Annotated in this window: 18 protein-coding genes; 4 read left to right on the top strand and 14 right to left on the bottom strand. The window is 32.3% G+C overall.

Annotated features, from left to right (window positions below):
* Positions 1-90 precede the first annotated feature (90 nt).
* The 4 genes from AC2A1C_RS01910 (at position 91) to AC2A1C_RS01895 (ending at position 10,458) form a co-directional block, all read left to right on the top strand.
* Complete coding sequence (locus AC2A1C_RS01910) at positions 91-6,156, top strand: NACHT domain-containing protein (protein ID WP_484022930.1); 6,066 nt, start codon at positions 91-93, stop codon at positions 6,154-6,156.
* A 204-nt stretch (positions 6,157-6,360) separates the two neighbouring features.
* Positions 6,361-7,842 carry a hypothetical protein gene (locus AC2A1C_RS01905; RefSeq protein WP_484022929.1) on the top strand — a complete coding sequence of 494 codons (1,482 nt, stop codon included), beginning with the start codon at positions 6,361-6,363 and terminating at the stop codon, positions 7,840-7,842.
* Positions 7,843-7,851: 9 nt separating this feature from the next.
* Positions 7,852-8,637 (top strand): caspase family protein, encoded by a 786-nt coding sequence (locus AC2A1C_RS01900; RefSeq protein WP_484022927.1) that lies wholly within the window; start codon positions 7,852-7,854, stop codon positions 8,635-8,637.
* A 12-nt stretch (positions 8,638-8,649) separates the two neighbouring features.
* The gene (locus AC2A1C_RS01895) at positions 8,650-10,458 is read left to right on the top strand and encodes a hypothetical protein (RefSeq protein ID WP_484022925.1); all 1,809 of its coding nucleotides are present in this window, start codon (positions 8,650-8,652) and stop codon (positions 10,456-10,458) included.
* A 77-nt stretch (positions 10,459-10,535) separates the two neighbouring features.
* Here the strand turns inward: AC2A1C_RS01895 and AC2A1C_RS01890 are convergent, their stop codons facing one another.
* The 14 genes from AC2A1C_RS01890 to AC2A1C_RS01825 all read right to left on the bottom strand — a co-directional run bounded on the left by AC2A1C_RS01890 (position 10,536) and on the right by AC2A1C_RS01825 (position 20,840).
* Positions 10,536-10,757, bottom strand: a complete 222-nt coding sequence (locus AC2A1C_RS01890) for a hypothetical protein (RefSeq protein WP_484022923.1) — start codon at positions 10,755-10,757, stop codon at positions 10,536-10,538.
* Positions 10,738-12,216 carry a hypothetical protein gene (locus tag AC2A1C_RS01885; protein WP_484022921.1) on the bottom strand — a complete coding sequence of 493 codons (1,479 nt, stop codon included), beginning with the start codon at positions 12,214-12,216 and terminating at the stop codon, positions 10,738-10,740. The genes AC2A1C_RS01890 and AC2A1C_RS01885 overlap by 20 nt, the downstream gene beginning before the upstream one ends.
* Before the next feature lie 298 nt (positions 12,217-12,514).
* Positions 12,515-14,032 carry a recombinase family protein gene (locus AC2A1C_RS01880; RefSeq protein ID WP_484022919.1) on the bottom strand — a complete coding sequence of 506 codons (1,518 nt, stop codon included), beginning with the start codon at positions 14,030-14,032 and terminating at the stop codon, positions 12,515-12,517.
* A gap of 4 nt (positions 14,033-14,036) precedes the next feature.
* A complete protein-coding gene (locus AC2A1C_RS01875) occupies positions 14,037-14,195 on the bottom strand; it encodes a hypothetical protein (RefSeq protein ID WP_484022917.1) in 159 nt (52 codons plus the stop codon).
* Positions 14,196-14,425: 230 nt separating this feature from the next.
* The gene (locus AC2A1C_RS01870) at positions 14,426-14,548 is read right to left on the bottom strand and encodes a hypothetical protein (protein ID WP_484022915.1); all 123 of its coding nucleotides are present in this window, start codon (positions 14,546-14,548) and stop codon (positions 14,426-14,428) included.
* 15 nt (positions 14,549-14,563) lie between these two features.
* Positions 14,564-15,421 (bottom strand): relaxase/mobilization nuclease domain-containing protein, encoded by an 858-nt coding sequence (locus AC2A1C_RS01865; protein WP_484022914.1) that lies wholly within the window; start codon positions 15,419-15,421, stop codon positions 14,564-14,566.
* A gap of 75 nt (positions 15,422-15,496) precedes the next feature.
* Entirely contained in the window at positions 15,497-15,949 is a 453-nt protein-coding gene (locus AC2A1C_RS01860) for a hypothetical protein (RefSeq protein ID WP_484022912.1), read from the bottom strand.
* Positions 15,950-15,955: 6 nt separating this feature from the next.
* Positions 15,956-16,597, bottom strand: coding sequence for a hypothetical protein (locus tag AC2A1C_RS01855; RefSeq protein ID WP_484022910.1), 642 nt, complete (start codon positions 16,595-16,597; stop codon positions 15,956-15,958).
* 18 nt (positions 16,598-16,615) lie between these two features.
* Entirely contained in the window at positions 16,616-16,942 is a 327-nt protein-coding gene (locus AC2A1C_RS01850; protein WP_484022908.1) for a DUF2958 domain-containing protein, read from the bottom strand.
* A 42-nt stretch (positions 16,943-16,984) separates the two neighbouring features.
* Positions 16,985-18,409, bottom strand: a complete 1,425-nt coding sequence (locus AC2A1C_RS01845; protein ID WP_484022906.1) for a type IV secretory system conjugative DNA transfer family protein — start codon at positions 18,407-18,409, stop codon at positions 16,985-16,987.
* Positions 18,406-18,693 carry a hypothetical protein gene (locus AC2A1C_RS01840; protein WP_484022904.1) on the bottom strand — a complete coding sequence of 96 codons (288 nt, stop codon included), beginning with the start codon at positions 18,691-18,693 and terminating at the stop codon, positions 18,406-18,408. Before AC2A1C_RS01840 ends, AC2A1C_RS01845 begins: the two co-directional genes overlap by 4 nt.
* The gene (locus AC2A1C_RS01835) at positions 18,680-19,618 is read right to left on the bottom strand and encodes a ThiF family adenylyltransferase (RefSeq protein WP_484022903.1); all 939 of its coding nucleotides are present in this window, start codon (positions 19,616-19,618) and stop codon (positions 18,680-18,682) included. The genes AC2A1C_RS01840 and AC2A1C_RS01835 overlap by 14 nt, the downstream gene beginning before the upstream one ends.
* 52 nt (positions 19,619-19,670) lie before the next feature.
* Positions 19,671-20,441 (bottom strand): MPN domain-containing protein, encoded by a 771-nt coding sequence (locus tag AC2A1C_RS01830; protein WP_484022901.1) that lies wholly within the window; start codon positions 20,439-20,441, stop codon positions 19,671-19,673.
* Between the two features lie 27 nt (positions 20,442-20,468).
* Positions 20,469-20,840 (bottom strand): hypothetical protein, encoded by a 372-nt coding sequence (locus AC2A1C_RS01825; RefSeq protein ID WP_484022899.1) that lies wholly within the window; start codon positions 20,838-20,840, stop codon positions 20,469-20,471.
* Positions 20,841-21,456 lie beyond the last annotated feature (616 nt).

Below are 21,456 nucleotides of genomic sequence, written 5' to 3'. Positions count from 1 at the left end.
AGAATCTATATTACAATATTGTCTTTATTATAAAATGGTAGAGCTTCATCCTCGATTTAAATAATTATTTTTGTAATAAAACTGACTTCAATGGATAATGAAATGATTTCCGCAAGAGGAGAAAGAGCTGCTATGGGAGGATATTTACCTCAATTTGATGAATTTGCATGGTTTGTTTATCTTAATTTAATAAATAAGAGCCTTTCTTGGATAAAAGTTGCAGACCCAAAAGCCGAAAAACTTGATGATATCCAATATTCTACATCTTCAGAGGTTCATGCATATCAAGTTAAATGGACAACTGCGGAGGCAAATATATCATACACTAATTTTATTAGCCTTTTGCCATTAATACTATCAAGTTGGCAAAATTTGAAAAGGCTTAATGTAAGTAAAAAAGTCATTCCACATTTAATTACAAATAAAAAATTATCAGAAAATGACAATATAAAAATCGGAAATGATAAGATTGGAAGTTTTCAGGATTTTATAAATGAGGTTTGGAAAAAACTACGCAATAAGAATACTATTAGTGATAAATGGAAACCTGTCCTTGAAAATTTAAAAGAAATACTTAATGTAGAAGAGGAAGAATTTAACGAATTTGTTGAATGTTTTGACTTTCAGTATAACTATAAACAAAGAGAATTTAGTGTTACAAACTCTAAGTACTTAAGAGAGGATAATGATTTACAAGACTTGAGCAGATTCATTATAGAAAAAGTGGCAAGTCCAATGCGGCTCGTAGAATTCTCAAGACTTCAGATAATCCAAGAACTAGGCTGGGAAAACCGCTTTAAAACAACATTCAATCATGATATAGTAATTGATAGGAAGAAGTATCAACCTATAACCAGTAGTTTAGAATTATTAGATTCTAAGGTTAATGATTTAGAATGCGGTTATATTTTTCTTTCAGGAGGACCGGGCTCAGGTAAATCTACATTACTAAACCAATGGTCTAAAGCATCCACTGAAAGAATTATTAAATATTATGCTTTTGACTTTGCAAATCCATCATCACACTTAAATTATTATGAAAGAGGGAATGCAATTCATTTATTTTTTGATTTAGTTTTCCAAATAAAAGAAGAAGGTATATATAAAAGAGATATTTTACCTTATAAGGATCTTGTTTTTCTGAAAGATGTATTTTACGAACAAATAAAATACATTGGTGAAGAATATAATGAGTCTCAACAAAAAACAATTATCATTATTGATGGATTAGACCATGTTCCGAGAGAATATAAATCAGCTTCAACCAGTTTCCTTAGAGAACTTCCATTGCCCACCACATTACCAAATGGTGTTATTATTATTTTAGGTAGTCAATCTTATGATTTAAACGACATTCCACAAGAAGTTAAAAGTGAATATCAGAATTCTGAGAGATCTATAAAAATTGATTCTTTAAGAAAAGAAGATGTTTACAATTATATTGATAATATTGATTTCATTGCAGAAATAACTATTGGTATAAAATCAAAAATATATGAAAAATCGCAAGGTCATCCTTTGTATTTATCATATCTGACAGAAAAATTATCAAAAATTGAAAGCATAGAAAAAGCTATTGATTCTCTTCCAACAATTGAAGGTGATATAGATAATTATTATAAAAAGATTTGGGAGCCGATTAGTCAAGATGAAAAATTAGTTAGTTTTTTAGGTTTAATTACAAGAATAAAAGGTTTAATAAACATAAGTTTTTTACACGAATGGTCTTTTGACAGAGCGACTCACAAATCATTTAATGAAAAAGCAAAAATTTTGTTTAATGAAGAGAATAGTGCATTGTCTTTTTTTCATAATTCATTCAAGCAGTTTTTGTTAACTCAAACATCAATAAATTATTTAAATAACGATTTTGATTTCGACTTACATCGAAGTTATCATAAGCAGCTAGCAGAATATTATAATAAATCCTTAATCGAACAAAGATGGAATCAGAATTATCATTTGTTTGAAGCAGAAGATTATGATACATTTTTATCGGTTGCAACTCCGGAAGATTTCACGGATCAGTTATTAAATTTTAGACCTACAGATGAAATTAAGAAAGATATAAATTTGGGTGTTGAAATTAGCAGAAAGCAAAATAATTTAATTGTTCTACTAAAATATTTGTTTTGTTCTGCTGAGATTGAAAGGAGGTTATTTAATATTGATCCCGCATCTCTTACAGAAGAACTTTTACAAATGAACAAATTTAAGGAAGCTGTAGGATACTTAAGATCAGGAAATGTGCTGCATTGTTCAGAATCTTATGCCTTAAAAGCCTCTAGGATTTTTTTTAATTTTGGCTACAAATCAGAAGCTGAGTTATTGTACAATCTAGCTTACCCTGAAATCATTACTAATCAGAAGATATTAATTGAAAATTCACATACTTATAGGGAGATAAAAGATTCCTTGCAAGAATGGGCAACAACTGCCGCATATTTTGAATCGATAGACAATATTTTATTAGTTGTTAATAGTATTGAATTTACTAATGATACTGAAAATAATAGATTTGAAGAAAAAGAATCCGATTTACGGATTCAAATATTAGAAAGTCTGGGCTATAGTATTATTCAGCAAAATAAATGGGATGATTTCAGCAAAATTTTAAGTAATATCAATATTAAAACAAAAAAAGGTAAGAATGTAATATTTCATCTTTTCCAAAATGCAATTGAAGAATGCATTGATACGAATGATAATAATCGTGCAATTGCATTTATATCTTCTATAAAAAGACATTTCACAATAGAGAATACGTCACCAATTGGAAAAATATTTATTGCCGACTTAATTTTCAAAGTCACTCAGGATATTACTGAAGTTTGGAAGTGGATTGAGAATATTGAACACCCCTCAAAAACGACAACAAAAGAAGTAGATTTGGGATATAGTGATTCTTTAGATCCATTTATTCCATTAATAAAGTTCAATAAATTACTTAATCTTTGCAATAAAGGAATACCTATTACTTCTGCTATTCCTTCTGCTGCTTCAGGAAGTGATGAAGAAGTATTAGTTGAGTTTGAAAGAATGTTATGTTTAATTTCTCGGGTATTAAGTGAGGGAATAATGGGGAATTTCTCAGGAGAGATTACTAAAAGGATGATTCCTGTTATCAAATTTTATTATAAAGAAATTTCTCCACGCAATAGTTATTGGTATAAGATACAACAGTGCAGAGAGGAATATTTTAATTTCTTAATTCATGCTGTATCATTTACGGGTAAAGAAAATATAGATAAAATTGCACAACATCTTTTTTTAGAATTTGATAACAATAAAAAATACTGGAATAGTAAAACTCAACGAAATATAGTTTCATCTCTTATTGAAGAAAACTATTCAAAAGATGTTTGTATAGAACGATTGCAAACAATTGAAAGTTTCATGTTAGATAATCATGACATTGATGGGCGTGTAAAAGAATGTATCGATCAGGCAAATATATACTTTCAAATTAATGAGATTAATGAAAATGAAAAATGGTTAAAACAGGCAATACAGGAATCAATAGGAATAGGCTACCGTAAAGACTATCAGTTTAATACTTGGATAAGGTGGTTGCGAGAAATAAATAAAGTGAATCCTATGGGTGCTTCTGATAGAATTGTATGGTTCTTATCACACCTTAATCACATTAAAGAGACTACAGAGGGAAGAGCATATTGGGATGCTTCAGAAGATTTATTGGAGGTAGGTTATGAAAACAATTTAAGTGATGGAGTACAACAGTCTATTTGGCAAATAGAAAATGGGCTAATAGACTTTAATGAGGCTTTGGCTCTTTTTATAAAGTATTTTACTAAACAGATAAATACAGAACAAAATTATAATAATGCTGTTAACCTATATTGTGATTTATATTTACTCTTATCAGAATCCACGAGTATAAAATTACTTAAAGAAATCCTTAAAAAAGGATTTGAAATATGTGGTGAAAATTTTTTCAAAAACCACCTTCCATACATTTTAGACAGTATAAATATAAATGCATTTGAGTCAGACAGGATATATCTTTTAAAAGAGATAGATGATTTTTTTGTAAACCAAAATTTGAATATTATAGATTATTTTCCGGACTTTATTCTTCCAAAAGGTGATGAAAAAACTGATTCATCCTCAAATGAATTAGTCCTAAAACCAAATTATAAAAGATTATCTGAAAATCAAGTTCTTGAACGTATAAAGAGTTATGATGATTTTAAAGAAATGTTACAAAATGAAGATAAGGGTAACTCATATTTTAACTGGTCAAAAGTCATAGATAAATTAGAGGCAATAATCTCTCTCGAAAATATCAAAGATATTAAAGGCTTTGCAAAAATCACAAAAAGGGAATCAATATTTTACTCGAAAATGAGTGAAATAGCTTTGAATAAAGGAGATTCTGATTTAGCAAGAGATTTGGCTGAGAAAAGTATTGAATTGTCGAGCGAATCGGGATGGGTAAAACATTATGATGGAGGCTCTAGGATAGAAGCTTTTGCTGCTTTAAAAAAAATTGATTCCTCAGCAGCAACAAAAAAAGCTTTTGAAGTTTTCTCCTACAATGTAATAGAAACAGGTTATCCCAGTTCATATTTCTATGATTTAAGAAACATAATGGATTTATTAACAGAAAGTTTCCCAGAAGTAGAAATCTGGAATGAAGTTTTTGAATATCTCCAAAGACTAATGTCTAATAGTAAACCTTTAGCGGATTTACCTTTGTTAAACTCATTGGATATTCCACATGAAAAGGTCTATATTGATTATTTGGCTGAGCTTTTAAAATCCCCCATAAATATCATAAGAGAAAAAGCAATAATACTATTTGCAAAGTGTATTGTAGCTAATATTAAATATGCAGGCGATTATCTTATAGAGGGAAAACTTAATGATTACTCTATTATTGAAATCATAGCTTCTTTATTTCACCTCAACCCAGAGCAGACTGTTGATTTTGTTCCATTAATTGAAGAATATGCAGTTTCTAAAGATTTAGAGATTAGGAATGATTCTATCGAAATTCTTAATTTTTTAGGAAGAGATGTTCCGCAGAGTAAGTTTACTATACTACCTGCTATTTACTCTTTAGAAATTCCAGAAATAAAATCATTAAAATCTGGAAGAGAAAATGATCCATATTTTCCAATTTTAGATGCTAATAATCCTAATGATTTAATAAGACCATTCGGCTATATAATTAACTACATATCAAAAATCTCCGGAGTAGATAAGTCTAATCTATTGATAAGAACAGAATCTTTGATGAAAGAGTTAGGTAATAGAAACGAATGGACTGTTGAGTTTGAAAAAGAAATAAGGAGTCATCTGGAAGAAATTAATTTAAAATATTCATTTCATAGACCTCGAGTTATCACAGCATTAAGAGCAATTAATCAATTAGCAACCGAATTAATAGATTCTAACACTTGTTTTTCTAAAGAACTTAGCGAAATATTAAAAGCTAAAGATAGAAACGTATCATTTTTTCCCATCATAAAAAAGCCTGCTTTCATTCCAAAAATTGAAAAAGAGGAATTTGTAAGAAAAGATTGGATTGATAAAATTGATGATAATGTAAGATTGCAGGAAAATACTTTTATTAATTATGACAATGGTTTTAAAATTATAGGAGAATATAATGTTATTAAAAATTTGGATTGGGGAAGTCCATCTGAGGAATTTTCATCGCAAGTTACAGTTACGAATAATATAGACAATTCTGAACCCTATATCTTTGGTAAAGTATTTCATGAGCTTAGTGATAATTATCACAATCTAAATGGAGGCGGTCATTTTATAATTGTTCATAGAGACCATAGATTTAGTCAGTTTGATATAAAATCAAGATGGATAGCAATAAATCCTGTTCTAGCCAGACACCTTGATTGGATTCCAGAGCCTACAAAATTATTTGCATGGAGAAATGAATCAGGAGAATTGATGGTTGAGTCTATTTATTGGGCAAATGGTAATATGAATATGACTCCTAGGAAAGATGGGGAAGTTGGAGAGGGGTGGTTTGTTATTGCTTCTGATAAAGCAATAGCAGAAATTCAAACTGTTGAGAAAAAACTATTTTTTCAAAAAAAATTGGTTAAATCAATATTTGACAATGGTGAGCTAATTGAAAATGAAAAGATCATAGCATTTGAGTTGTAAATTATCATAATCAAAATTAGTGTATATATGTAATTATAATTTATCATATTAACAGTCGTCTGTAAGACTATATCATGACATTAACAGCCTGTCACAATATCATAATGTTGTTTTATTTTACGTTTAATAATCACAATGTAATGCTTTTTTAATTATTCAAATATTTTTTTTAAATTTAATTTGTAAAAATTAAAAACTGAATCTATGAGCTTATTAGCAGATAAACAATTTATAGTTAATGTTGGTCCACGGGGAACCTTTCAAAAATCAGGAAATTATCATACCCCATCTGATCATATTGACGCCATGTTTGAATCTTTCAGGAGTGAAGCTCTTAAAAATGATAATAAAAGCAATTTGTCCATTTTTTTTCATGGCGGACTGGTCAACGAAACATCCGGTCTAAATGCTGCAAGAAATATGATGCCACATATTATTGATGCCAAAAGCCATCCGATTTGTTTTGTTTGGGAAACAGGATTGGTAGAAACTGTATCTACCAATCTTACTAAAATAGGAGAAACATCATTTTTTCAAACATTATTAAGGTTTTTGTTGAAGAAAGTTTCGCAGAAAACGGGAGTCGATGTAGTTTCTGGTCGTGGAAATGGAAATGGTTTTAGAGAAGATGTAATTGAAACAGAGCTTGCGAAAGAAGAGCCTTTCAGGGCTTTTGACCGTCAAGATATAACCAATAAAGCAAGAGGTGGGAGTAATCTTAAAAGTTTAGAGGCGATGGATCAAATCAATTTACTTGAGCCTACACTGGAAGATGAGATTAAAAAAGAGATTGCTGGGGATTTTAATTTAAAACGAGAGCTGGAGAGTGCCAGTTTATCCATTTATGATGAAAATAAAACGACAAATTCAAGAGGCGTTATAGGAGGAACTGTTTTTATACATATTGCAAAAGTAGCGTATAAAATAATAAAACGATTTATAAACAAAACCGATCATGGATTTTATCCTACTATCATTGAAGAAATCTTACGAAAATTCTATATTGCTGAATTAGGAGCTTGGATATGGAAATCCATGAAAGACAAATCCTATAATATGTGGTCAGATAACCTTAATGAAAACGAGAATGAAATGTATGTTGGAGGATATTTTATAAGCAAATTAAGAAACCATCTTACTGAATTTCCAAATACTAAAGTCAATCTTGTAGGGCATAGCGCAGGTTCTATAGCAATTTGTAATCTTCTAAAACAAACCTCCCATCAAAAAGACAAAGATATTTTTAGGTTCAATCACATTATTTTCCTTGCACCAGCTTGTCGTATGGAACTTTTTCATGATGAAGTTTTGGCAGACCCTGAGCGATATCAGGATATCCGTATATTTACGATGAATGATGAGTCAGAATGTAATGATGTATTAGTCCCATATTTTTATACAAGATCTCTTCTCTATTTTATATCCGGTATTTTGGAAAATGAAGGAAATTCTTTTGATGCTCCTGTACTTGGGTTGCAGAGACATATTGATTTCAGATTTCCATATAATAAGGTTGACTTTAAACCTGTTCATGAATATCTGTATGAATCAGGCTTTAACAGGGTTTGTTTTTCGCCAACTGATGATAATGCCAAGGAAGGTCTAGTTACACGTTCGGTCAAACATGGGGATTTTGATAATGATTCTTTTACACTTAAAAGTATAACACAAATTCTAATTAACTAATAGTCTTTCATGAGTAATTATGCTATCGTAGTGGGGGTTAATCATTATGCACCTCCAGATGAATATGGATTAGAATCATTAAATGGGGCAATAGGAGATGCTACATGTATCGCAAAGTGGCTTTTACGTTATGGAAATGTTCCTAGAAAAAATATTAAACTGATCGTTTCGAATGAAAGCTTACAACCAGTTATAAAAAATGATATTGATAGTGTAATTGCATCCATAGTTTTAGAAGTTTTAAAAAATGGAGGAGATGCCAATCGTCTTTATTTTTACTTCGCAGGTCATGGAATGGGTGTTGAAAGTGATATGGAAAACAATGGGCTTTGTCTTTCCAATTGGAGTGAATTCCTTTTTGATTCTGCAACTTTATCATCATCAGATTACAAGCGAAAGTTTATAAATGAAGGTTTTTTTAAAGAAGTGGTCATCTGGTTAGATTGTTGTCGAAATACTAAGCTGCGATTGAACCCTGGAGCAGGTCCAGGAATTAATTTTCGGGGACAGAATATAAGACCCAAAGTTTTTGGTGCTATAGCAACGACTTATGAAAATTCAGCTTTTGAATCGACTTTTACTGTTGATGGGAAAAAAGAATTTAGAGGGATATTCACTAAGGTTCTTTTAGATGGATTAAAAGGAGCTGCAGTAAATTCAAACGGAAGTATTGACGCTGAGAGTTTAAGTGCGTATCTTTACAAAAATGTTCCTTTAGAGGCCGCAAAAGAAGGTTTTTCCCAAGAGCCAGAGATAAGCCATAATACCAGCCATATTAATCCTTTAGTATTTTAATAGTCTACAAGTATGGAACAAGAATTTGAACAGCTACCTCAAACAATATACAATAGCAGTCCCCTTAATAATTATATGCATTTTCAAATTAGAAATAGAAAACATGAACTGATTATTATTTTGAAGGGTGTTTATAAGTATTTTTGTAAACTTTGGGTTTTTTCCAATGATAACACTATTATATATAACCCTAATCAACAAAGTAATGACAATAACGATGATTTTGGATATTATCGCAAAAGCTTTTCTCTTCCATCAGGGACGTATACCATCAGACTTGTTATTGACGGACAGATTCGTGAAAATTTTATAGAGCTTGATAGAAACAAAGTCTGTATTGCAGGTGCAAGTTCTCTTTTTCTTCATGAAAATATTGATCACATATTGGATGTCCCCAATTTATATTCTTCTATTCCGCTGAAAGGCGAAATAAAATATAACTCCACTTATGATTATTATCTCAACGCCGCAAGAAAAACTGGAAGAAAAAGAACTTTTCTAACAGATAATAGAAAATTACATAAAGGAGGAATTTTCATATTTTTCAGATATCCTAGCGCTGAAATATTCAGAAACGAATTTAAAGAGAAAGATTATTGGAATGAATTTGTATTATATGATACAGACAGAAAATTAGTTACTAAATTCCCTGAAGGAGCCATAACAGATTTTGGTAATGAAAAATATGGATATTTAGGTTTTTCCGCTTATCTGAAGCCTGGACTTTATTTTTTAGAATATACAAGAAAAGACAAAAGAACAGTTCCAATTTATGTTTATGAAAATTGGTTTACAAAGGTTTTTATGACCGTTACAGAACAACCTCTTTTTGGATCGTTAAGAATCTTTATTGAAAAGAAAATGGCTTTTAATCCTACAAACAAAAACCTCTTATATATAGATGTCTGTCTTTCCAAATTGCAAAATCATGACTTTACACTGGATTCTGAGTTACTCAATATGATAGCTTATGGCAAGTATGATTCACCAATGTTAGGATTACTAGGAGCTTTTATTTACTTGAAAGGTAAAAAGAAAAAAAATGATGAAAATGATGAATTATTTCATACGATTATTCGTAATTTGAGATATAAAATACTTTTGAATAGTGCAAACTCACAAGATATCTATGCTCTGAATTTTTTAAGTCTGGAACGTTTTGGAAGTGTTGTTAATGATGATACCCTTCCTGTAGAAGGCACTCCTATGCTTCGGATAGCGTATGATATTCTTCGAAATGCTGCATCAAAATTAGATTGGGTAATCCCTCAGAATAGCTTGAATGATAAAATTGCAGAATGCCAATATTTTGATTCACCATTCAATACTTATAAATCTTTTAGTGAACAAACGACAATAGCTTCTGTAGAGGGCTATTTGCCTGATTTAAATAAACCCAAAGACAAACTAGCTAATAAGCCATTAGAAAATCCCTTTATTAAATATCCATCCTCTAATCAAGAATCAGATTTTAATCCTTTACAAAATTATTTACAAATGAATGATTTTGATCATCAGAATCTCAATTTCCCACATAGTGATGATGATATTTATGTCACCGACTATTTTGCTAGAAATAACAAGGATAGATATGAAAATGAAGTATCTAATTTCAAGAAAAGACTTGAAAAACAAATTTCCACTCCTCAAAAATTAGGAAGAGTTGGTTTTTTAATTGCAAAAATGGTTTTGGAAAATACAAATATATCAGATGTGATAATCGCAGATAGGTTAAAATTTCCCATAGTGACTATTTCTAGAATACGTGATACATTTAAACTGTATCCACCTAAGAATAACAGTTTAGAAAATTTGTTTTAATTTTAGGTATTTAAAGAATAGTTGTAAAAAGCTATTTTAAAAAGTATGAAATTTTATAGAGAAGCATTCATACGGGCTCACTCACTAAGAAAAACATCAACAAGGTGTTTTTCAGATTCATAATATTTTTTTTCAGATTCTAACCTGTATTCTTCTAAAGAGATTTCAATTTCTTCAAAAACTTGTCCTAAATCCAAATTATTAAAAAAAGAAATTATATTTTCATCAATATTGCAATCCTTTGGATTAGCTTTAAGTTCTTCAATAGCTACCTCAAAATTAGTTTTTACTGTTTCCATATTGTTTTAAGTTAATAAAAGATGTAAATGTAATGGTCTTCGGTAATAACGTTTTATAATCACGATTATTATTTTGTCTTATAAAAATATTTCCAAGAATTGAACCAATTATATTAAGTTCTTTAGGTTCTGTTGCATCCATAATAATTAATCCTTCACATTTTTCTTTGAGAAATTGGTCTTCATCAAATATTTCAGTAATCCATATGAACTTTGGCATTGAGAAACTTAATAAAAGATTCTTTATTCCATTATCAATATCTTTCAAATTTAATAAATAGTTTTTATATGATCTGCTTGATGTTAGGTAAGTTCTGACTGCTATATTCCTATTTTTGTATATAGGAGAGAATTTCTTAAGAAAATCTCTTGAAACTTTTCTTGCCTCCCCAGCTTCCATATAAATTCTAGTATGCAAAGGTACAATAAAGGAAGTTATACTGCAACCTTCCCAACGTGTTGATTTATAATAGCTTATTGGATTGGTGATTTCGGAAGTTCTGTAGGGTGGATAATTATCATCCACTAAAACAAGATTAGTTTTACAATTGGAAATATCTTTAATATGAAGATCTGGTGTTAATGTTTCAACAAGAATATTAGAATAATTATCATCATTATAATCAGTTCTTCCAATAATATTTACAGCATGAGCAATTGATGTTCCCTTCTGTATTATTCCTATAATTGGGATTCCAGATTCAATATATATTCTTAGATATGATTCAAACGCATCACCGAATGCTTCCTTTTTATATATTTTTACTCCAAAATCAAGTTTTTTTAATGCGTACGAAATTTGATGAACCTGAAGTCCTTTTGATGGAACTTGTCTTTCAAAGGTAGATTGGGATAAGATATTGTGAATTTTAGATGGTAATATGTGTGAATAGTCAGCATATTTACTGCTAAAATATTCTGACAAAGACCATATAGTTGTTTCAGCACAAGAAATAGTTTCAACATCTTGGGTAGAGTGCGGGAAACCTTCTGCGGATAATTTTAAATAATTAGATGTTGTATTAACGCTTACACTGCAAATATTTATATTATTTTCCTTAAAAGCATTAGGACTTATTACATTCCTGCCAATAACTTTTGGAAAAGTAGGTCTTAAAATTAAAAAGCCCAAATAATTTTCTTTTATTATCTCCGTATCATATTGATTCTCATTCGTAATTTTAGATTTAAAAATAGATACTCGCATACAGTCTCTAGAATATGAGATAGTTTTAGACGCATAATAATTATAATAAGAATTTCTATATAATTTATCCACATATGGATATTCAATCAAAAATTTTAAATCGTCCCTTAAATAATCTGTAAAGTCTGTTATAGCAGCTATTATTTTTTGCAAACTTTTATCATATTCTATATTATAAAAAGTTTGATACCATGCTTTCAACTTTTCTTGAATTTCCGATTTGTCTACCAATACTGTCGATATGTCTTTCATACTCACTAAAAAATAAAGATATAAAATTTTATTTATATTCGACACATGGTTAAATACATTGTGAAGTTTAAAGTAAAAATTTGAGGTTCTAAAATGACCCTAATTTTTAGTTTGGATTATTTTCAAGGGAAATACCTAAAATATCAAATTGCATCAAAATTGGAAATATTATAGTAATTCAGGCAATTTGGGAAGCCTTTTCCCAATAGGGAATGATCGAATTTCAAAAGAATATAATTTACTTTAAACAACTTCTGTGTTTATAAATTACATAATACCTAATATGAGTTATTACAAATTACGACACCAAAATTTCCTCCTGTATATCCATTATCTTGAGCAATCTCAACCTTCTATTCCTAAAAAGAATGACTTCAATGGTATCTTCAAGAGCAGGCGTGGAAAAATAATGTCCGTGATATACAAGCTTATCACAGAACAAAGTCTGAATCGTTTTCCTTTTCAGTTCCGCAGAGGCTTCACTGTAAACAATATCAATCCCTTTTAAAAAGCCAATCCCCTCATTGAGATGTTTTTCAAAGAACCGTTCCTTATGCTGAAGAGCTTTCAGTTCAGTTTTAATTTCTGCCAAGCGGGAATCGATTCTTTGTTTCATAGAATTGAAAGTAGAAGCATCAATCTGTTTTTCAAAAAAAGAATCTTCCGCCATTTCTAAACGATTATACAAATTGTCCTGCTCCCGATTTAGCGAATTGATGATCGTTTGTTTATCCTCATATCGTTCAGAAAACCTTTCCTCTAAAATTGATTTATAAACTGTCTGTTTATCCTCCTCAATGCTCATTTCCGATAAAAGCTCCTCAAACAACGCATTTACTTCTCTGGCTTTATGACGTGTTTTACAATACCTTGTACAGTGATAATAGAAGTAAGTGTTTCTTCCGGCGCGTCCCTTACTTCCAGAACCCGTTAATGTTTTTCCACATTCAGGACAAACCAAAAACCCACGAAGAGGTAATGCTTCATCAATCTCCGTCACTGTTCTGAACTGAGGTTTAAATTTTCCTTTCAAAATTAACTGAACCCGTTCAAATGTTTCTACGTCGATAAGAGCAGGATGCAACCCTTCCACCAGTATTTCCTCTTCCTTTTTGGTTGCTTTTATTAAAATTTTTCCGATGTAAGTTGGATTTTTCAGGATACAGAAAAAACCATTACGAGATATTTTTAGTTTTTTATAATATTTTAGTCTAACTTCTTCTGCCGAATACAATCCCGTTCCGTAATCTCTGAATATGGCTTCTATAATAGGAGCGGTAGTAGGGTCGGGTATAAGCGTTGCCTTGCCTTCAGAATTTCGGGTATTCAAATAACCTCTTGGTGCAGTGGTGGTATAACTTCCTTCTTTGTTGGCTTTTCGAGTTCCCTGCATCACTCTGAGACTGATTTTATCATTCTCTACCTCCGGTATAATAAGGTAGACCGCAAGCATCAATTTAGAATCGACTTGTGTCATATCCAGTGGTTGTTCCACGCTATTTACCTCAATACCAAGCTCTTTAAAGTGGCGGATCATCTTGAAGGCGGCTTCTAAATTTCTGGAAAAGCGATCCCACTTTGAGAATAAAATTACATCGACTTTATTTTTGTTGGATTCCACATAACGCAGGAGTTTCTGAAACTCAGGTCTTGCAGAAAAATTTTTCGCCGAATGGTCTTCCTCAAAATGAGCAACGATGCGATAGTCTTTTTGAGAACAATAATTTTCCAATTGTTCCTTTTGTGCTCTGAGACTATAACCGTGTTGTTTTTGCTCTGAAGTGGAAACCCGTGTATAGATAATAACATTTTTCATCTTCTTATTTTTTCTTACTTGGCGATTTTTTTTCTGCGTGAAGCAGGAATTCGATTTCCGCCAATTGTTTCAATTTGATCCGAATATTACCCATCATTTTATCCGAAAAAACGGGCTGTTTTTTCGCTTCATTTTGGGTGGTATTTCGGGGTGGATATTTCATGAAACTTAACACTTTATTGGGGTATAAAAAAGAAACTTCTCCAACTTTAAGAGAACTTTAGCTCTTAAAAAACGAGGCGAAATTTGCGGAGAATTTGGGGCAAATTCAGCAACTAAACCTCTGTTTTTATTGCCTATATTCTTGTGAAAAATTAAAATGGGTTGTTGTAAAATGGTCTTTGCATTCACTAAAAATTGTTTTTCAAAAACAATACTTTTCCAAAGTGGAACTTAAATTCTGTAAAAAATTATTGGCTCACGGACTCCGTGTGCAGGATTGCATTGTGACGGTCTTGCAGACCTTACCCAATGCGATCCTGTCAGGGGAGTTCCCCTGAACCCCCGCTTGTCCATTGGTAAAAAATATTTTTAAAGTTCATATCGTTTGTTTTTTTCGTGTTCATATTCGTGTATATTTTGGAGTAGTTCTTTTCGTTTTCTAAGGGTTGGGTCAAGCTCTAATTGTTGTAGAATTTCGGAGGTATATCCAAGCGTTTTAAACCTGAATCTTCGGTTACCTTGGATACCAGTAACCTTTCCATTTCGGGAGTATAATTGAAGTCCTTTTTCCTCTAATTTTCTATAAAAATCCTTCTCAGATTTTGAAAGATTAAATGCTTCTTCCAAAACTTTTAAAAGTTCTTGCTTCTCGGAAATTTCTCCGAACTCTTCCAGAATTTTCTCATTTTCCTTCTTCATTTCTTTTTTAGGAACAAGAGATTTTTCATGCTTAATTTTGGAAAGTATCAACTCTGGAAAAACTTCTTGTTGGTATTTTTCCATCTCTAATTTTACTTTGTGCTGAAAATCTTCCTTAGAAATCCGTATTGATTTTCCAGTTTTATACTCTATAGCACTAAAACAAATATGGAGATGGGTATGATTTTTCTCGTTTTTATGCACTGTAGCAATCGCAATTGACTTGGGAGCACGAAGTGATAAATATTTGAGGGCGATTTGGTGGAGCTTTTCATTATTTAGCCTTTCCGCATCTCTCGGATGAAATGACAAAATATCCATATACAGACGCACATTATTTTTCCTTTTATTCAATCTTATTTGCTCATTAGAAAGCAATTGTTGTCCTAATTTTTCCACTGATAAATCTTTACCTTTGATGAATTTGGTTAAAACAAATCCGTTATCCCTTTCGTTTTCACGAAAGACATAATTCAAAACCGTGCTAAAACTTCGGGTGGTTTTGTAGGATTTGCTTTTGATAATCATTTTGTTTAGTTGGTGGTTGTCAGTTGATTGTTATTGGCTTTTTTTCTTGGTTCTTGGTTCTTTTGTCTTGATTTCTTAAAAATTCTTTTCTAATACGAATTGCAGATTTTGGAGATACTTTTCCAATTGTTGCATTTGCTGTATGTCAATCAATTTTCTTTGGTAGAGGAGGCTTTCTAAATAATCTATCACGATGAATAACTGCTGTTCAAACTGCAAAAGCTCCTTTTTCTGATTAGAATTGATATTTTCGTTGCTTTGTAAGTGGTTTTCTAAAAGAGTTTTGATGTAATCAATGATCGACTGTTTGGGTTCTAATTTCCTTTTTAATAATTCAAGCAATTCTTTATTTAAAGAAATGGTCACTTCTTTGTTTTTTTGTCGTTGGATTTGTTTGAGCCGTTTATTATAACTCCGCCAATACGTTTTCTTTGCCTGAATAATCTCTTCATCACTAGGATTTTTACCATTGAAGAGATCGTCCAAATAGTCGTGCAGGTTGTTATATGTCCAGGGTTCAGGTAGCATTGGATTTTACAATTCTTGTTCTGTATCTTTGTCTTTAGAGATTCTTTTGTTTTTTTCCAACTGATAACATTCCGAGATGAATTTTTCAGCATCGGGAAGTTGATCCAATGAAAAAGTCTTTAAAATTTTAATGGGATAAAATTGCTGATGTCCCTTGTGGAGATTATAGAATCGGTCTTTGGAAGTCAGTCGGGATTCGTTAAAACCACGATAGACTTCTAGTGTGTTATTGTCCAAATCCACAACATATGCCCATTCGCAGAACAAACTATCCGCTGCGAATTTTTCAGAATCAACGAGTACAATTTCAGATTCGTTTTGGTATTCCAAGAGTTTTTCCAAAATCCCTCCACCAAGATTTCGGGAATCCAAAGGATATTTTTGATCGTAGAGTTCAGATTGAGGAATGTTTACCCAACCTTCTCTGGCTCCGATTGATTTTGAAAATTCAGTTTTTTCTTTGATGTCTTGTTCATTTTCAAAGCGTATTTTCGGAAGCATTTGCTTAAGGGTTTCTATATTTTCTTTTTCCTCTAAAAAAGAAAGTATGGTAAGGCCCTGACCTTCAGGATAACCGTCCCATTGTCCATATTGAGAAATTTTGGTTTCGTGGTCTTGAATAACCATCGTAAGATTTCGTGTTCCCATAATTGTTTTATTTTTTGATTAATGTTCCAGATTATTATCTTGTTCGTGTTCTTTGACTAGTTCATTAAATCGTTTTTCTTTGAAGTAAATATCCCTTTCAATGCCTAATCCAAGGGGTAATTTTATTGATTCCAGTTCAGGAATGGAAAATGTACCCCACTCATCGAAGGTCATCCCTGTTACATAACCAAAACAAATTTGATTCTCGGCATCGTATTCTGTGGCATACCATGTAGCAGAACCGCAGGGATTAAAGAATTTTGCAACGATAATCGGGTCGAGGGTTTCGGACTGGTCGCCAATCTCGGCAAAGCGTTTTTCTAAAGCGGATGTCATTAATTTCATTTTTTATAATTTTTAATGAGAAGTATTTAATCTCTTATGCCGCTATCTAAAAGGCGAAAGGTCTATGTAGCGGACGTTATAATTCATTGGTTGTTGCTGATTTCTCAAGCGGAGATTGAGTTTGCGAACCAGTTCTGGTTGTTTATAGGCAGGTGTGATTGGAACTTTCAGTGGTTTTTCTCCCGAAATCAGCACCAAAATATCGTTCATTTCCCGAATCTCCGAAGCTGTCATGAGTGGACGTTGTCGCATACTTCCTGTTTCTTTATCCTTGTATTCGTAGTTGCCAAGGATTTTTTCTAAATCATAAATTTCGTTAGTCAGTCCTCCGAAATAAATTTTGGTGTTGCAATTGTTTAATATGTTTTTAGCGACATTTTCGCCATATTTTGCATATAAAAGAGCTTCCGATTGGAGAATAAGCAGTTGAGGAATCTTAAATTTTCTGGCATTACTGATGATTTCAGAATAACCCTGAATATTTAACAAACTGAACTCATCCATAATCATAAAGATGTCCTTTTCCTCCGCTGACGGGAGATAAGAAAAACAGTATCGGTAAAATTCTTGATAAAAAAGTGATAAAATATTAGCGTGAAATTTAGTATCACCTACGGGAATCTGTAAAAACAACGCATGAGGCTGTCTTCTGAAATCTTCAAATTGAATCGTGGTTCTGGACGTAATATCGCACAGCATTGGATCTTCGCCAATAAACGATAGTGCAGCCAAAGCAGAAGCAATAATGGATTTTCTAGTATTTTCTGAAGTTCCAGCAAGAGCACGAAATTTTCTGAATAGTTCCTCACTTCCTTTGGTTGCAATTAAATTTTCAATCAAATGCGGATTAGCTTGGTACTCCAACAATAACCGATAAACATTGGCGAGATTTTGAAATTCATAATTTTCGGATTCGGTTACATACTGAATAAAAAGCGTAATGCAGTCTTCTGCACTAAGTGTGAAGAAGTCCTCCTTCTCGTGGGATGTGGCAGAAACTAAGGTTTTAGCCACTTTTCTCATTTGAATCAAATTTCCTCGACAACCATCTAAAACGTTAAAGTACGAGCCTGTTTTCTTTCCAAAATCAAGAATAGAGCATTTATAACCAACCGATTGCAGATAAGGAATTGCAGCAACTGATAATTCACGGCTTGGATCATTAACGATAATACTGTATTTGCTCTTTGCATTGAGAAGCGTTGGAATTGCTATAATTTGTGACTTGCCCCTTCCTGACCCACCCACGACAAGTAGATTTTCTCTGCTTTTAGAAATGGACATAAAATAATTCTTTCCATCAATACAAAAACCTTCTTCATACGGAGATAATATTTTATTTGCTTTGCCAAAGGAGGCTTTCAATGAATGATCTATACCCCAAATTGTTTCAACGACTTGTTTTCCCACGGGAGAACTATTGCTGAGTTGATTTTTAATCTGTTTTAAAAGAAATTTTTTAATCATGGCAAACGGTTTAGGATTTCCTGAATCATATTGATGAAGAAGACACAAATGGTGTTCACGAACTTAAAGCCCGAGTAAAACATTGCAAGGATAAACCGTATAATAGAGACAATCAGTTTTCCGATGGCATTCATTAGGAGTTGAAATGTTGGGTTCATAGTGGTTTGAGGAGATTGAGGGTTAGGGTTTGTCGTTTCAGTAGTATTTGCGGTTGAAGAACGGGAGGAACTTGTCCTCCGTGTTCTTGCATTGGGATTGGCTTGTCCATTGTTATTGGTTGTCATGGTGAGCATGTATTTTGTGATGCAAAGCACCATTGCAGTCGGGGCAGTCGTAGCTATATCCATTAATTTTCAACTCTGCCTCGGCCTCTTGCCAGAAGGAAATAAAGTTTTCACTGTGATGTCCTAAAGAGTTGTAAGCCTCTTCAAACAATTTGTTTCCGCCAAAAGGATGTGCTTTAAACTGAAAGAAGTTGTAAGAAACCTGATCGTTTTCATCCAACATACCTCTCCAGAATTTTTCAAACTCGTTGCATTTTCTCAATCCTAAATCAATCATGGAAACAAAACCGCTTTTAACTCTGCTTCGGTGTAATATTGAAAGGCTCATTATACCGATGAAACTATCGAGAAGTTGTGAATGGAATATCGTGTTGGAATTAGAGCTTGCCTTTACTTCTTCCTTTTCATTGGCAAGATATCTTGAAGAGCAAGCGCATCTAAAACACGCTGTGGTGTAATCTGGTACTTGGAAAAATAATTCTGCGGTTCTAGAGCCTTCATACCAGCCGCTCCAAATCGCAGGCTTGTTATAGCGAAGAGCTAAAATATTTCCAAAAGACTGTGCTTGAAAAGAATCCGTAAGAAATAACAGTAAATTGGCTTTACTGAAAATAGCATCCAATTCTTCGTCATTCATCTCAAAAAAATTCTTGGTAATTCCAGTGTATTCCACTTCGGTATTGATGCTTTGCACTTCTTCTCCCAAAGCGTCTACTTTAAATTTACCTATGTCCGCTTGCTTGTAACCTTGGCGAACGATATTGGTTTCTTCTACGGTATCAAAATCGAGTACCGTTAATTTGCCGATTCCTGTTCTTGCAAAAGAAGTGATTAAACTGTAAGAACCTCCTGCTCCTACGATGACGATATGGGAGGCTCTGATGAGCCCCATATCTACGCTGTCTTGTATTCTTGAATAGTCCATACTATTGGTTTTTGGTTGATTGTTGTTAGTTGATGGTCAATTTTTTATTTCTTCAAAAACTGAAATAATCAGCAAGTTTTGAGAAATCGATGTGGTTTTTAACGAAATAGAGAACCGCTATATGAAGAACTCCTGCAAAAACTCCTAGGATAAAGAAATGCACCCAAGAGAGGACTAACATCAGTGTTGCCATTTTTTGGGATAACACTTGTTCTGCTTCCACTTTAGGAATAGCAATATGTTGTCTGATGTTCACAAAAATTCTTTTACGGTCTTCAATTGTCTCTGCATCTGGAGTTGGAGGTAAGTCTGGATTTTGGGCGTTAGAAACATCCTCTGTATTTACCTCCGATTTTTTTTCTTTGGTGGTGTAGTCCTCATAGTTATTGGGGATGACTTCCAATTCTGCTTTTTCTACACTTCCGTTTTTGTGGAATATGTAGGGAAAAATCTCAAATTCTCGTTGTTTTGCAGAAAACACAATCGGGGTGTACATAAATTCCAAATCGGGAAAATTTTTAAATTGGCTGGAAAAGTATTCTCTATCTGGGTCACTTAATTTTGAATATCCGTTTGGATGACTGTGAATTATTCCAAGCAATTGTTTGCCTTGAAGTTTCAGCTCTTTAATGATGGGATTCAGATAAGCTACATTTAAGCTGTAAGTTGAACCCGTAGTTTCTGCAAACTCATCATGGATAAAATCGGTAATGATTCCATTTCTACCCATAAGGATGCCACCTTGTTCGGGAACGCTAGAGCCCAGTTTTTGGACGATGTGATGATAGGCAATGGTTGTAATTCTAAATTTTGGCTTTTTCATTGTAAAAAATTTAATAGTGATTTGTAATTAGTTGTTTCTGATGATTTGTTCATCAATGGTAACCCCGGTTCTTATGTAATTCCATGTGAGTTCAGCCCATTGCACAGAGAAGTTTTTGGCTTTCTCCAACGTAGTAGGCTCTTTCCCTTCATGGAAGCATATTTTTTTGTCTAAGGGTGATTCGTCACATTCATCGAGCCAATGAGCAACAGAAGCTCTTTCATCTCTGCCTTGATAGCTTGGTAAATGATGAATGGCAATTTCATAAAAGCCTTCAGGTTGGTATTCATAGGAGAAGGCAAATACGGCTCTCCCATCTTTGGTTTTGTACTGATAAACTTGCGAACTGTATAAAGTTCCTGCTGTTAGTGAATTGATTGTTTGATAAATAGGTTTCATTTTTTTAATTTTAAATGGTTGTTGAATTTTTTTTAATTCTTGTTTTTAAAAAAGGAGCAGGCAGTGTACCTGCTCCTGAACTGCCGGGTAAGCTACTGTGCTTCACTTGTTCCCGATACGTGGATTAAGCGTGCAATACGCCAGGCTCTAATTGATCCACGCCTTTGATAGATTTTCTCATTGTAGTAATGATTTAAGATTAGACATTCATTTCTCCTTTTTAAGGACTCAAAAGAGTAACCTGTTTTGTATCTATTGCAATAGTTTTTAAATTTTATGCTGAAATTTTTAAAAACTTATTTGCTGATGTTTTACCTTACAAATGTAGAGCATTAAGAACCATATAATAAAATTTAAAACATTGATTACCAATTAGTTAAGTGGAAAATTAAGAGAAAATTTAAAGAATATTTGGGGAAAAATTTAAGATTTGGGAAAATTCAAGGAAAATTTGAAAATGAAAGGTGCTGTAAAGCACCCATAACACGGGAAATCAAAATAAATTTTGGTTTTTACCTGATGAAGAAAATAATGAATTTAAGTAAATGCCTTGTATTCAATGTTTTAAATTAAATGATTGAAAATAAAATTTTTGATGTTTTATTCAAAAATTCTG

Source organism: Chryseobacterium sp. HNCC26DJ241 (assembly GCF_057180505.1).
Note: the sequence above shows the minus strand (reverse complement) of the source record. Positions and strands in the feature narration are given on the sequence as shown.

Coding starts and splice junctions, on each gene's coding strand:
- AC2A1C_RS01910 (WP_484022930.1), top strand. CDS start 91: ATGGATAATGAAATGATTTCCGCAAGAGGAGAAAGAGCTGCTATGGGA.
- AC2A1C_RS01905 (WP_484022929.1), top strand. CDS start 6,361: ATGAGCTTATTAGCAGATAAACAATTTATAGTTAATGTTGGTCCACGG.
- AC2A1C_RS01900 (WP_484022927.1), top strand. CDS start 7,852: ATGAGTAATTATGCTATCGTAGTGGGGGTTAATCATTATGCACCTCCA.
- AC2A1C_RS01895 (WP_484022925.1), top strand. CDS start 8,650: ATGGAACAAGAATTTGAACAGCTACCTCAAACAATATACAATAGCAGT.
- AC2A1C_RS01890 (WP_484022923.1), bottom strand. CDS start 10,757: ATGGAAACAGTAAAAACTAATTTTGAGGTAGCTATTGAAGAACTTAAA.
- AC2A1C_RS01885 (WP_484022921.1), bottom strand. CDS start 12,216: ATGAAAGACATATCGACAGTATTGGTAGACAAATCGGAAATTCAAGAA.
- AC2A1C_RS01880 (WP_484022919.1), bottom strand. CDS start 14,032: ATGAAAAATGTTATTATCTATACACGGGTTTCCACTTCAGAGCAAAAA.
- AC2A1C_RS01875 (WP_484022917.1), bottom strand. CDS start 14,195: ATGAAATATCCACCCCGAAATACCACCCAAAATGAAGCGAAAAAACAG.
- AC2A1C_RS01870 (WP_484022915.1), bottom strand. CDS start 14,548: ATGGACAAGCGGGGGTTCAGGGGAACTCCCCTGACAGGATCGCATTGG.
- AC2A1C_RS01865 (WP_484022914.1), bottom strand. CDS start 15,421: ATGATTATCAAAAGCAAATCCTACAAAACCACCCGAAGTTTTAGCACG.
- AC2A1C_RS01860 (WP_484022912.1), bottom strand. CDS start 15,949: ATGCTACCTGAACCCTGGACATATAACAACCTGCACGACTATTTGGAC.
- AC2A1C_RS01855 (WP_484022910.1), bottom strand. CDS start 16,597: ATGGGAACACGAAATCTTACGATGGTTATTCAAGACCACGAAACCAAA.
- AC2A1C_RS01850 (WP_484022908.1), bottom strand. CDS start 16,942: ATGAAATTAATGACATCCGCTTTAGAAAAACGCTTTGCCGAGATTGGC.
- AC2A1C_RS01845 (WP_484022906.1), bottom strand. CDS start 18,409: ATGATTAAAAAATTTCTTTTAAAACAGATTAAAAATCAACTCAGCAAT.
- AC2A1C_RS01840 (WP_484022904.1), bottom strand. CDS start 18,693: ATGACAACCAATAACAATGGACAAGCCAATCCCAATGCAAGAACACGG.
- AC2A1C_RS01835 (WP_484022903.1), bottom strand. CDS start 19,618: ATGGACTATTCAAGAATACAAGACAGCGTAGATATGGGGCTCATCAGA.
- AC2A1C_RS01830 (WP_484022901.1), bottom strand. CDS start 20,441: ATGAAAAAGCCAAAATTTAGAATTACAACCATTGCCTATCATCACATC.
- AC2A1C_RS01825 (WP_484022899.1), bottom strand. CDS start 20,840: ATGAAACCTATTTATCAAACAATCAATTCACTAACAGCAGGAACTTTA.